Annotated in this window: 12 protein-coding genes; 6 read left to right on the top strand and 6 right to left on the bottom strand. The window is 33.3% G+C overall.

Annotated features, from left to right (window positions below; translation table 11 throughout):
* Positions 1–59 precede the first annotated feature (59 nt).
* A complete protein-coding gene (gene ggt / locus BXU01_RS08215) occupies positions 60–1,742 on the bottom strand; it encodes a gamma-glutamyltransferase (protein ID WP_083692738.1) in 1,683 nt (560 codons plus the stop codon).
* A 40-nt stretch (positions 1,743–1,782) separates the two neighbouring features.
* Positions 1,783–2,367, bottom strand: a complete 585-nt coding sequence (locus BXU01_RS08210; RefSeq protein ID WP_083692737.1) for an ACP phosphodiesterase — start codon at positions 2,365–2,367, stop codon at positions 1,783–1,785.
* A 258-nt stretch (positions 2,368–2,625) separates the two neighbouring features.
* Between BXU01_RS08210 and glmM the strand changes: the two genes are divergently transcribed.
* Complete coding sequence (gene glmM, locus BXU01_RS08205; RefSeq protein ID WP_083692736.1) at positions 2,626–4,014, top strand: phosphoglucosamine mutase; 1,389 nt, start codon at positions 2,626–2,628, stop codon at positions 4,012–4,014.
* A gap of 77 nt (positions 4,015–4,091) precedes the next feature.
* On the opposite strand, the gene BXU01_RS08200 is transcribed toward glmM, so the two are convergent.
* Positions 4,092–4,964 carry a lysophospholipid acyltransferase family protein gene (locus BXU01_RS08200; protein WP_083692735.1) on the bottom strand — a complete coding sequence of 291 codons (873 nt, stop codon included), beginning with the start codon at positions 4,962–4,964 and terminating at the stop codon, positions 4,092–4,094.
* Positions 4,965–5,076: 112 nt separating this feature from the next.
* Here BXU01_RS08200 and BXU01_RS08195 point away from each other — a divergent pair, with 112 nt between their 5' ends.
* The 5 genes from BXU01_RS08195 to BXU01_RS08175 all read left to right on the top strand — a co-directional run bounded on the left by BXU01_RS08195 (position 5,077) and on the right by BXU01_RS08175 (position 10,281).
* Positions 5,077–5,724 (top strand): rhomboid family intramembrane serine protease, encoded by a 648-nt coding sequence (locus tag BXU01_RS08195; RefSeq protein WP_055096648.1) that lies wholly within the window; start codon positions 5,077–5,079, stop codon positions 5,722–5,724.
* A 53-nt stretch (positions 5,725–5,777) separates the two neighbouring features.
* On the top strand, positions 5,778–6,467 hold the full coding sequence (locus BXU01_RS08190) for an SIMPL domain-containing protein (RefSeq protein ID WP_055096650.1): 690 nt from the start codon (positions 5,778–5,780) through the stop codon (positions 6,465–6,467).
* A gap of 177 nt (positions 6,468–6,644) precedes the next feature.
* Positions 6,645–7,055, top strand: a complete 411-nt coding sequence (locus BXU01_RS08185; RefSeq protein WP_083692734.1) for a helix-turn-helix domain-containing protein — start codon at positions 6,645–6,647, stop codon at positions 7,053–7,055.
* A gap of 312 nt (positions 7,056–7,367) precedes the next feature.
* Positions 7,368–9,086: an FAD/NAD(P)-binding protein gene (locus tag BXU01_RS08180; protein ID WP_083692733.1), complete on the top strand. Its 1,719-nt coding sequence runs from the start codon at positions 7,368–7,370 to the stop codon at positions 9,084–9,086.
* Between the two features lie 226 nt (positions 9,087–9,312).
* Positions 9,313–10,281: a YheT family hydrolase gene (locus BXU01_RS08175; RefSeq protein ID WP_083692732.1), complete on the top strand. Its 969-nt coding sequence runs from the start codon at positions 9,313–9,315 to the stop codon at positions 10,279–10,281.
* A 14-nt stretch (positions 10,282–10,295) separates the two neighbouring features.
* On the opposite strand, the gene BXU01_RS08170 is transcribed toward BXU01_RS08175, so the two are convergent.
* From BXU01_RS08170 to BXU01_RS08160, 3 genes are all read right to left on the bottom strand, one after another.
* Entirely contained in the window at positions 10,296–11,366 is a 1,071-nt protein-coding gene (locus BXU01_RS08170) for a serine hydrolase (protein WP_083692731.1), read from the bottom strand.
* 164 nt (positions 11,367–11,530) lie between these two features.
* Positions 11,531–12,406, bottom strand: coding sequence for an AraC family transcriptional regulator (locus tag BXU01_RS08165; protein WP_055096660.1), 876 nt, complete (start codon positions 12,404–12,406; stop codon positions 11,531–11,533).
* Between the two features lie 169 nt (positions 12,407–12,575).
* Positions 12,576–13,142 carry a hypothetical protein gene (locus BXU01_RS08160; protein WP_123773999.1) on the bottom strand — a complete coding sequence of 189 codons (567 nt, stop codon included), beginning with the start codon at positions 13,140–13,142 and terminating at the stop codon, positions 12,576–12,578.
* Between the last annotated feature and the right edge of the window lie 144 nt (positions 13,143–13,286).

Below are 13,286 nucleotides of genomic sequence, written 5' to 3'. Positions count from 1 at the left end.
ACAAATTTAGCTCTAAACATTCGATTTTTTATAATCTTTCGTTATAAATCTTTTAAATTTTAGAAACCAACTGCCGTATCATCACCGCGAAAATCAGCTCCTCCTTCCAGAGTATTATCAGGCAAAACCAATATACAATCCAGTTTACCAATCACCGGAGTATTTTTTTCATTGATCAGATATCCTTTTGCTTTTAGCTTATTTATAGTGTTTGTATCGAAAGCATTTGGTTCAAAATTAATTAAATCCGGTAACCATTGGTGGTGAAAACGCGGTGCATTTACAGCTTCCTGCATGCTTAATTTGTATTCATAAACATTTAATATAGCTTGTAATACCGTTGTAATAATGGTTGAGCCGCCCGGAGAACCTACAACCATAAATAATTTTCCGTTTTTCTCGACAATTGTTGGTGTCATAGAACTTAGCATTCTCTTTTGCGGCGCAATGCTATTGGCTTCATTTCCTACCAGACCAAACATATTTGGAGATCCTGGTTTAGCACTAAAGTCATCCATTTCGTTATTCAAAAAGAAACCTAATTCATCACAATAATATTTTGATCCGTAACCGTCATTAAGAGTTGTTGTGGCGGCAACGGCATTTCCTTGTGCGTCTACAATAGAATAATGAGTAGTTTCTGTGCTTTCGTTAAAATTGACTTTTCCTTCTTTTATTTCTGATGATAAACTGGCTTTGTTTACATCAAAACTTGACATTCTGCCTTTTAAATAAGAATCAGATAATAATCCGTTAATTGGGATTTTCACGAAATCCGGATCTCCCAAAAACTGACTTCTATCAGCATAAGCTCTCCTCTCAGCTTCTACAATTACCTGAATAGATTCCTCAGTATTATGTCCCATTTTGGCTAAATCATAAGGAGCAATCATTTTCATGATTTGTGCCAGACAAATTCCGCCGCTGCTGGGAGGTGACATCGAAGTGATTTTTAGATCCTTATAATTAAACTGCAATGGTCTACGCCATTTTGCTTCATATTTCTCTAAATCTTTAAGAGTAATAATTCCCCCTTTTTTCTGAATATAATCAACTAATATTTTACCGGTTTTTCCTTTATAAAATTCATTTCTTCCATTTTTTGCAATTCTTTTTAATGTATTGGCAAGAGCAGGATATTTTATGGTATCATTTTCTTTAAAACTACCTGCTAAAAGTGTGTTTGGCCCGTTTATTTTCACAATAACATCATGATAATCCTGAAGTCTTTTTTCTTGTTTTTTGGTTACAATTACACCTCTTTCTGCTAAAGCTATAACGGGTTTTAAAATTTCAGACATTGGCAATGAACCTAGTTTTTTGTGTACAGCAAAAACTCCGGCAATAGTTCCGGGAACGCCAATTGCTAAGGCTGTTTCAGTACTTTTACCTTTAATAACATTTCCGTCTTTATCAAGAAACATGTCTTTTGTTGCTTTCAATGGTGCTTTTTCGCGATAATCTAAAGAACCAACTTCACCATTTGCTTTTCGATATACCATAAATCCGCCGCCGCCAATATTTCCTGCATAAGGATAAGCAACTGCAAGGGCAAGTTCTGTGGCAATCATAGCATCAAAAGCATTTCCGCCTTTTTGTATGATTTCTGCACCTACTTTCGAAGCTTCCTGACGGGCAGAAACAACCATAGCTTTTGTTGTCACTAATCCGGTTGGTTTTGCAGTTTGTTGTGCGAAACTATAAATAGAAATAAAGCTGAGTAATAGTGCTATTTTTTTCATGTAGGTAATCGTAATTTAATTTTATAGAATCTCAGGGATTTTATAAAGTGAGTAATTTTTGTTTAGCATGTTCCTTAATATCTTCAAAAAAAAGTGTGAATTCCTGTTCAAATTCCGAGTAAAATTCTACAAGCTCTTCACTGGCAAACTGCATTTTTGAAATGTTTTTCGATCTTCGGTCCATTTGAGTTAAAATCTGATGAATTCCTTCGACAGTCTGATAACTCAAAAGCCAGTTTCTTTCGATCATATAAGGCATTAGGTTTTGTGTTTTTTCTGTCAGGATATCATAATTTTCGTGTAATGATTTATAAAATCTGTTTATAAAATCTTCCAGTTTTTCATCAGAATATTTTGTCCAGTTCTTGGCTAAAAAGTGGTCATAAACAATATCTACAATTACCCCGGCATAATGATGGTATTTTTCATGCAATCGTTTGGTACTTTGTCTAAAAACATCATGCGAATCTGTATAAGTATCTATCGAACGATGCAAAATTATGCCTTTTTGTACTTCTTCAGGAAAATGTTCAAACTGTTTCCCGCGAATTCCATCGGCCATAAAATTACCAATTTTGATTAGATCGTTGTCTCCGGACAAATAGATGTGGGCTAGGAAATTCATTCTTTTTTAAGTTTCTAAGGTTCTGGATTGGCAAAACCCTGAGGTTTTAGTAAAAGTATGAAAACTTTTTCAGATCGGTTTTATAATAAGACTTTACAATATAAACTTAACATTTTAGTCTATTTAAAATCTCAGAAACTTAGTCCCGAAGCTTCGGGATAGCCTTTTAATGACTTTTTTAAAAAATCTTAGCAACTTAGTCCCTTAGTAACTCGGCAACTTTTTTATATTTGTAACTGGTAACTATAACTCAAAAAAATGACTTTAATAAAATCGATATCAGGAATACGAGGAACAATTGGCGGAAAGGTAGGAGATAACCTGACTCCTGTTGATGCTGTAAAATTTGCATCGGCATATGGTACTTTTCTGAAAAACAATACTTCAAAAGAAAAATTAACGGTTGTAATTGGTCGTGATGCCAGAATTTCAGGACCAATGATTCATAACCTTGTTGTAAATACTTTAGTAGGTTTAGGAATTAATGTAATTGATCTTGGACTTTCGACAACGCCAACGGTTGAAGTGGCGGTTCCGCTGGAAAAAGCTGACGGTGGAATTATTCTGACGGCTTCTCATAATCCAAAACAATGGAATGCCCTGAAATTGCTAAATGAAAAAGGAGAGTTTTTAAGTGGGGCAGAAGGAGCTAAAATTCTTGAAATTGCTGAAGCTGAGGCTTTCGATTTCTCGGATGTAGATAGCTTAGGCGAAATCACTATAAATGATGCTTATATGGATATTCATATCGACGAGGTTTTAAATTTGCCTTTAGTAGATGTTGAAGCTGTAAAAGCAGCAAAATTTAAAGTAGTTGTTGATGGCGTAAATTCATCTGGCGGAATTATTATTCCGAGACTATTAGAATTAATGGGTGTTGAAGTAGTAAAATTGTACTGTGAACCAAACGGACATTTCCCACACAATCCGGAACCTTTAAAGGAGCATTTAACGGATATTTCTGAATTGGTAGTAAAAGAAAAAGCTGATTTGGGAGTTGTAGTAGATCCAGACGTAGATCGTCTGGCTTTTATATGCGAAGACGGAGAAATGTTTGGAGAAGAATATACATTAGTAGCTTGTGCTGATTATGTTTTAAGTAAAACTCCCGGAAACACAGTTTCGAACATGTCATCATCACGTGCATTACGTGACGTAACTGTTGCTCATGGCGGAAAGTACGAAGCCAGTGCAGTTGGTGAAGTAAATGTAGTGGAGTTAATGAAGAAAAATAATGCTATTATTGGTGGTGAAGGTAACGGTGGAATCATTTATCCGGAATCTCATTATGGAAGAGACAGTTTAGTAGGAGTGGCTTTGTTCCTGACACATTTAGCAAACAAAAAAATATCAGTTTCGGCATTGAGAGCTTCGTATCCTGAATATTATATGAGCAAAAATAAAATCGAATTAACACCACAAATTGATGTTGATGCGATTTTAGTTGCGATGACAGAAAAATATAAAAACGAAGATATCACAACAATTGACGGTGTAAAAATTGATTTTGCTACAGAATGGGTACATTTAAGAAAATCAAATACAGAACCAATCATCAGAATTTATACTGAAGCTCCGTCTCAGGAAAAGGCAGATACTCTGGCTCTTCGAATTATAGATGAAATAAAAGCAGTTGCCGGAATTTAATTTTAGCAACTTATTTTAAAAAAAAACACCTCTTTCATGAATTTTGAAAGAGGTGTTTTTTTAGTTTTTACACAAATCTATTCTATTCTGTGTTTCCATCTTTTGTGGGTCCATAAATAAAATTCAGGAGCTTCGTAAATTTGTTTTTCTACTTCTCTCAAATATTTTTCAGTAATTTCAAAGTTGTCATACTCTTTAGGATCTTCGGCAATGGGTACAATTGTAGCTTCATAATAACCGCGTGCTACTTTTTTAACCTTAACAAAAATAACGCTTAAATCATATTTTTTTGCCAGCATTTCGGCTCCAGTATGTACAGGAACTTCGATTCCCATGAATTTCATCGAATGAAAAATTCGGTCCAGTTTAGGCGATTGATCACTTGCTAATCCGTAAAGGCTTAAAATACCATCACGTTGGTTTTGTGCCATCAACGGAATTGTTTTTCTGGTTTCAACTAATTCAGCATCATATTTTGAACGTATTTTTCTAATTAATTTATCAAAATATGGATTTGCTATTTTCTTGTAAACCCCAATTCCTCTAAAAGCAATACGTTTGTTAATGGTCAAAAGCCATTCCCAACTCGCATAATGTGATGCTACCAGAACAACGCTTTTTCCTTTTTTTTCATATTCGCGAAGTACTTCAATATTGGTAACAGTAAATCGTTTCTGCATTTCTTCAGGAGAAATGCTCATTGTTTTTATCATTTCTAAAAACATATCACACATATGCTGGTAGAATTTTTTTTCAATTTCTTTTCGTTCTTCTTTCGTCAGGTGTGGTAAAGTAAGTGCGAGATTTTCGCGAACTACTTTTAAACGATATCCAATAACATGATATACCAGAAAGTATACACAATCTGATAACCAATAAAATAATCGAAATGGGAGTATAGAGATAAGCCAAAGTAAAGGATAGGCTAATATATAAACAAGAAATTGCATGTAATTTTTTTTTACAAATATAAAGCAAAAATGAATAACCAGTGATATTTTGGTTCTACGCTAACATATGTTTAAGAATGACTATATTTACAATTCACATTAAATATTATTTATGAATACCGTTAATACCGTTTTGGTTGGGATTATATTAGCCAATGCCTTAATTAGTTACAAAGGTTTTAATGATCTTGCTTTTTTTAGAAAATACGAATTTCATGTTGGAAGTATTCGTTCCGGAGAACAAATCAGAATGCTTTCATCCGGTTTTTTGCATGTAGATATGATGCATTTAATCTTTAATATGTTAACACTTTGGTTTTTTGCACCGGTAGTAATTCAATGGTTGGGTACGATTTCTTTTGTTTTGATTTATTTTGGAAGCTTAATTTTTGGAAGCCTGCTTACCATGTTATTTCATAAAAATGATTACAGTTACAGAGCAGTTGGGGCTTCCGGAGCTGTAACAGGAATTTTATATTCTGCAATATTGCTACAGCCCGATATGATGTTGGGAATCTTTTTTGTCATACCAATGCCGGCCTATTTATTCGGAATTTTATATTTATTATATTCTATTTACGGAATGAGGGCTAAAAATGATAACATTGGTCATACAGCCCATTTTGGAGGCGCAATTGGCGGTTATTTGATTACCTTGGTAAAAGAACCTTCACTAATAGTAGATCATAGTTTAATGGTGATTTTATTAGCAATCCCTATTTTGATACTTTTTATAATGGCAAAATTGGGAAAATTATAATGCTGGCATAACTTTTGAAATGTCCTTATCAAATAACTTAAAATATAACAAAAATGAAGAAAGTAGTATTATTTTTAACAATCATGTTTATGACTATGTCTTACGGCCAAGAAACCAAACAAATTCCTCAAATCAATGTAAATGGAGAAGGGAAAGTAAAAGTAGCACCTGATCAGGTTTGTATTTCAGCAACTGTTGAAACAAAAGGGAATAATGCTAAAGATGTCAAAAAGCAAAATGACGAGAAGATTGACGCTGTTTTAAAATTCATTAAAAAAATGAATATTCCAACAGCAGATTTCAAAACAAAACAAGTAGCCCTTAATCCGCAATACGATTACGAGAAAAAGAAAACAAGCTACAATGCAACACAAACTATTGAAATTGTATTAAAAGATTTATCTAAATACGATGAATTAATGGAAGGTTTGGTTCAACAAGGAATTAACCGTTTAGACAGAGTTTCTTTTGAAACTTCTAAATTACTACAACTTCAGACAGAAGCTAGAAAATTAGCAATAAAAGATGCTAAATCAAAAGCAGAGGATTATGTTTCAGTTTTAGGTCAAAAAGTAGGTAAAGCAATTACTATTTCTGATAATTCAGTATACCGTCCGCAACCTATGTATGCCGCTATGAAATCAATGGCTATGGACAGCAACGGTGGTGCAGAGAATGAAACTTTAGCAGTTGGAGAAATTGAAGTTACTGCAAACGTAAGCGTGAGCTTTATTTTAGATTAAATAAAACTTCTATATAAAAAAATCCCATTCGTAAAATGTACGAATGGGATTTTTTTTGCATTGAACTATAAAACTACGAAATTAATCTTGCGTAAATTGGTTTAAAGGGATACTATACAGGATAAATATGTTTTTTACGGGTTGTATGTTGTTAAACTTAATTATTATCTTTGAATTATGAGCACATCAACAAAACCAAATCATATAGGGCGAAAAATTAGCCGTATTCGTGAACTGAGAGACATGAAACAGGAAGCATTGGCACAAGCTTTAGGAACAAACCAACAAGCTATTTCTGCAATAGAAAACAGTGAGACGATAGAAGAGGAAAAACTTGCCGAAGTTGCAAAGGCTTTAGGTGTTACGGTAGAAGCAATAAAGAATTTTTCAGAAGAAAACATGATTAACTATTTTAATACTTTTACAGATAACACTTTCAACAATGTACAAGGGGCGTTTGGAGGTAATAATGCTAACAATGAATGTACATTTAACCCGCTGGATAAAGTGGTAGAATTGTACGAACGTTTAGTTCAGGTCGAGAAAGATAAACTTGAATATTTGGAGAGAATTTTAAAAGAAAAATAAGCTTTATAAAAAATAATAATTATTAAAAATCCCATTCGTACATTTTACGAATGGGATTTTTTTTGAATTGAATTTAAATATTTTTCTATAAATAATTCCCTCCTTTTTCAATGTGAACTAAAGATCTTTAGAAGTTTTCGTTTTCATGAGTAGATTTTGTAGTTTTCTTTTATGAAGAAAGACAACAATAATTTTGAAACAGTTTACAATTTTTGTGTAAAATAAATAGATTCGTCAAAGACTATATTTACGGAGCTAAAATTCCAGATATGATGAAGAGCACTAGTATTTTAAAAAATTAAACTCAAGCAAATGAAAAGTGAAAGCGGTAAAAAGCGAATTGCAATTTTAGGAGGAGGTCCAAGCGGTCTTTTTATGTATAAAAGACTGATAGAATCAGGAAATGTAGATTTTGAAGTTGATATATTCGAGCGTAAAAGTACTCTTGGTTCTGGTATGCCGTATAGTACAGAAGGAGCAAACGATGAGCATATTACAAATGTATCCGATAATGAAACACCCGGACTAGTTACATCAATTGCAGAATGGATTCTAACTATTCCTAAAGATATACTGGATAGATTTCAGATTGATCCCGATAAATTTAATGAATATAAAGTTTTACCCAGATTACTTTTTGGCTATTATCTTGCTGACCAGTTTTCGCTATTACAGCAAAGTGGTGCTGAAGCCGGTATTTTGACACGCGTTCATTACCAAAGCAATGTTATCGATGTTAGTTATAATGAAAAAGATAAGGAGGTTTGGGTTGAAACAGCAACAGATAAAATTAATTTTGACTATGCAGTTATTTGTACAGGACATAATTGGCCTGTGCGTTACGAAGGAAAAGTCAAAGGATATTATGATGCTCCCTATCCGCCATCAAAATTGTTATTAAAACTGAATCATCCGGTTGCTATAAAAGGTTCTTCGCTTACTGCTATTGATGCAATACGAACTCTTGCGAGAGAAAACGGTTCCTTTAAAAAAGACGAAAATGGCAATACAAGTTTTTGTCTCCATGATGAGAGTCCTGATTTTAAAATAGTAATGCACTCCAGAAGTGGCATGCTTCCGGCAGTAAGATTTCATCTCGAAGATTCACATCTTAATAATGATTCTTTGCTGACTGAAGAGGAAATTGAGTTTCACAGAAAAAATAATGATGGTTTTCTTTCTTTGGATTTTGTGTTTCAAAAAGATTTCAAAGAAATAATACGCAAGAAAGATGTTGAATTTTATAATCGTATCAAGGATCTTAGTCTGGAGGATTTTGTTTTAGAAATGATGGAACTTCGCGAGCGGCTTGATCCATTTCAACTTTTGAAAGCAGAATATGTTCAGGCAGAGAAATCAATAAAAAGACAAGAATCAGTTTACTGGAAAGAAATGCTGGCAGTGCTTAGTTTTGCGATGAATCATCCTGCAAAATATCTTTCGGCAGAAGATATGCAGCGTTTACAAAAAGTATTAATGCCGTTGATATCTATTGTAATTGCCTTTGTTCCCCAAAAATCATGCATAGAATTACTGGCACTTCATGAAGCCGGAGTTTTAGATATTATTCCGGTTAGTGCAGAAAGTACTGTAGAACCACAGCATAATGGCGGTGTGGTTTATAATTTTTTAAGCGATGATAATAAGACGCAATCCGTATTTTATAAAACTTTTGTTGACTGTGTTGGTCAGCCGCATTTATCTTATTCTGATTTTCCTTTTAAGAGTTTACTTCAGCAAAAAGCAATTAGTCCGGCCAAATTAAAGTTTAAATCTGGTGAGGAAGGACATTTAGCATTTATAGAAGGCAATTTGCCAGTTGAAAAAGACAGTAACGGAAGTTATTTTTTAGGTGTATCGGGAATTGCAATCAATGATAATTTTCAAATTATTGATCATTACGGAGCTTACAACGAAAAATTATATATTATGGCAGTACCTTACATTGGAGGCTATAACCCTGATTATTCCGGATTGGATTTTTGTGAAGCAGCTTCATTGCGTATTTTGAAAAGCATGTTTACCGTGTAAAAAGTATTTTTGTTTAAGAGATTTCTTTTTCAAATTTATGGTTATCTAAAATATTTCAGGTCTTCTACATGGTTTATTATGGAGAAACATATGATAAATATAAAGTTATGAAGCTAAAAGTTCTTTTTTGTTAGTGATTTTAAAATGAAATAAAAAAGATAGTTTTAATTTAGATATTAATTGATTTCTTAGATTTGTATAGCGTACCCATAAAACTTTTATTGTCATGCCTGTAATTGAACAATCAGAATATAATTTTCCTTCTATTATTCATAGGAACAGGCATATTTCTACCATTTATGCAGCTTTGTTTAAAAAGTTTGAAGTTCCCGGATACACAAGAGTAAAACATGAATTAAATGATGGAGATTTTATCAATATCGATTTTATTATACATGATCCTAAAAAAGCAGTTATTTTATGCCATGGCTTAGAAGGCGATTCACGCAGAACCTATAATAATAGCTGTGCAGCTTATTTCCAGCAAAAAGGTTTTTCGGTTTTTGCATGGAACAACCGTACTTGTGGCGGAGAAATGAACCGTTTGCCAAGACTTTACCATCATGGTGCAGTTGATGATCTTGACGAAGTAGTACAATTTGTTTTAAAACAAGGTTTTGAAGATGTTTATTTAATTGGATATTCGATGGGAGGTGTTCAGCTTTTGAATTATTTAGGCTGGACAAAAATCGATAAACGAATAAAAGCGGCCGTTTCAATTTCAGTACCCACTCATATCGCAACAAGCGCAGCGATACTCAAACAAGGCTTTAACAGAGTTTATTTAAAGAATTTTACAATTGATATAAAAAGAAAACTGAAATATAAAGCAGCACAATTTCCTGATTTTATAAACCGCGATCAAATTGATAAAATTTCTTCTTTTGATGAAGTAGATCATTATTTTACAGCACCGCTACACGGATTTGCGAGCCGAGATGATTATTATGAGCGCGTTTCTCCGGAATTTTGCCTTAAAAATATTACCACTCCGGTTTTAATTATCAATTCGCTTGATGATCCTTTTTTAGGCGAGAGATGTTACCCCAGAGATATCGCTCAGGACAGCGCATATGTTTATCTGGAAACCCCAAAATATGGAGGCCACTGTGCTTTTCCGCTGCGTGATTCGATGTATTCATATGCAGAAAAAAGGGCTTATGATTTTTTTGAATCCTGTAAAGAGCGTACTTAATATATTGAAAATCTTTATTTTTCAGGATTTTGTAAAATGTATTTGGCTAAAATTTCAAAAGCCTGTTTCGCTTTAAAAGAGCCGTAGTTGCCTTGTGTAAAAACAACGGTCAGGTTTAAACGTTCTATTATAAAGATATACTGACCTCCATTGCCGGATGCAAAAAGTACATTTTCGTCTATATTATTTGTCTTTATAGTTTCACGATACCAGTAATAACCATAATAGGCAGGCTGCGGAAATCCCACCTTACTTTTACTGGATTTCATAAATGAAAAATCAGGAATCATAATATTGCAGACCGTAGATTCTGCAATCCATTTTTTTGAAATAATCTGTTTGTGGTTATAAACACCCTTGTCCTTTACCAATTGACCAATTTTTAACATGTCAATAGGCAGTATATAAAATGAACCGGCAGTCATCACATTACCGCTTGGATCTACAGTCCATTTATAGGAGGAAATGTCAAGAGGATCAAAAAAGTATTTTTTTGCAAAGTCCTTTACAGACATATTTGTTGTTTTTTTTATAATTCCACTTAGAATCATAGGATTAACAGAGGTGTAAGCCCAGACTTCACCGGGTTTATTTTTCATTGGAAGATTAAGAGAATATTCGACCCAGTTTTTGCTTTGACTCATATTGTCCTCACAATCTTTCGTATCATTAAATTCTTCACAATCAAAACCGGATTTCATTTCAAGAAGATTTTTTATGGTCAGGAGCTTCTTAAGCGGATCTGTTTTCAGGGATGGATATTCCGGAAAGAATTCATAAACCTTCTGATTAATATCCTTAATAAATCCTTTATCGATCGCTATTCCAACCAGAAGGCTTGTGATTGATTTAAACGAAGAGCGGGAATCATTAAGGGAATCTTTTGTGTAACCATTAAAATAGTGTTCATATATTAATTGATTGTCTTTTGCAATAAGTACGCTATGAATTTTAGGATAGTGATTACTTAATATCGAATCTGTCATTTGGTCCAGAGCAGAACGATATTGTGTTTGATGAACCTGTCCGGATATAGGAAAGATATTTAGCATTATTAAGATATAAGCAAAGAGAAAATCTTTCATATTGTGTGTTTTTTATATTTGGTTAGGTTAAAAAACTGATATTAAGCATTTACCAAGAACATCATTAGAGGTTTTTTATTGTATGGATGAAGATAAACAATTAGTTTAGAGTTTGGTAATTACCAGATTAATAGAGAATATTCTAATAAATCAATTTCGATAAATTATTTGATTTTAGATCGGTATTCCGAAGGGGAGAGGGCAGTACGTTTTTTAAAGAAAGTACTAAAAGATGAAGCATTACTAAATTCTAATTCGTCAGCGATATCAACAATAGTTATTTCGGGGTTTTCCAACAATTCCTTAGCCTTGGTAATTAAAGCTTCAGAAATAAGATCTTTGGCATTTCGATGGGTAATTTTCTTGACAATCTTGTTTAAATGTGCCGGAGTGACACAAAGTGCATTGGCAAAGAATTCAACACTATGTTGTTCTTTGCAATGTATATTGATCTGACTTAGAAATTGTGAAACCAAAAGCCCTTTTCTTGTTCGGGAAAAAATGATATCACTTTTTTGATATTTAGTATAAAGTATTCGAATCTCATGCAAAAACAAAGTAATAGTATGGTGTGTTGATTCGCCGTTGTTTACAGGATGTACTGCGGTTTTGTTTTTAAGATATATTACTTTAAAAAGCGACAACATCAACTTAAAATCAGCGGTATCAAGAGAGACACTGGAATAATTTACCGAATTTAAAAAGTGAAAAAATAATTCCTGATGTACAATCAAATGCTCTTTTACGACATATTCCCACGAAAATGCCATAATACATGCCTGAAATTGCTCATCAATACTGATTACGCGGTAATTGGTATCCTTTGGCACTAATACTAATTCCTGAGCAGTAAATTCCTGAATTCGATCATTCATCTCAAATTCTATACTGCCGGACCTAATCAGGAGTATGGTAAAATTGGCGGTTTTAAAAGATTTATCTGTATTCCAGCCTTTAATTTGTTTTATAAAGGAAACAAATAATCCTGTTTTGTTTTCGTTTTCCGATTCAAGTTTGTTACTGATAAAATACTGAATCATGATTAATTATTCTTTTAGTAATTTAATCAAAAAAAATATAATGCAATTTACAGTTTTTGTGCATTTACTGGAAAATAAAAAATCATAAGAAAAGCAATAATTGTTTAAATATTTTAGAAAATGCTGTAAACAACTATTGCTTATCCAGAGTTAGTAGTTAGTTAATGCATCAATTGTCAATCGAGTTGTTATATCGTATTCCGGTTACCAAGGCCATAGTCACCGGCGATAAAGAAGAATCCAGCGCACCCGCTGTTCCTCCTATAAAATTCCCCACAGAAGTATCCCAATCTCTATCTTTAACCATGTCATAATAAACAGAGTAGCGTACAATCGATGAGGTCGTTAATATAATTCTCTTGTCCTGATTAGTCAGGTCAGTACTGGAGAGAATTTCAGATTCATATGATGTAATAAAGTCGTAGACATCCTGATAAGACTCAGAGTTGATCCCGGTTACAGAATCAATAAATGTTGTAAGGCTGGCTTTGCCCGAAGTAGTTAATATTGAATTTTGAATAATGTCAGAGGCACTATTTTGCGGATTAGTGACAAGAGCATTAATCGTGTTGTAGGCAAAGGGAGAACGGCAATCTTCAACAATATTGATGGTATTAGAACTGGTAATCGACTGAATTTCGTTCATTATATCTTCTGTCAACGTATTATTCGATAATGCATTATCGAAGGTATGTGACAGATAAATTTCAAGTACTTCATTGTGAAGTCTTCCCACACTATCATAGGGATTCGTATTATTTTCAGGGCCTGATAAACCCGATAAATTTATACCGGGTTTTTGAAAACTGGTTTTGTTAGTAGTGGTTAGGACCTCTGCACTGTCTTGAGAAGTGCAGGAAATCAAAAAGATTGGGAATAT

The sequence above is a fragment of the [Flexibacter] sp. ATCC 35103 genome (genome assembly GCF_001975985.1).
Taxonomy (GTDB): Bacteria; Bacteroidota; Bacteroidia; order Flavobacteriales; family Flavobacteriaceae; genus Flavobacterium.
This window is presented reverse-complemented; position numbering and strand designations above follow the sequence as displayed.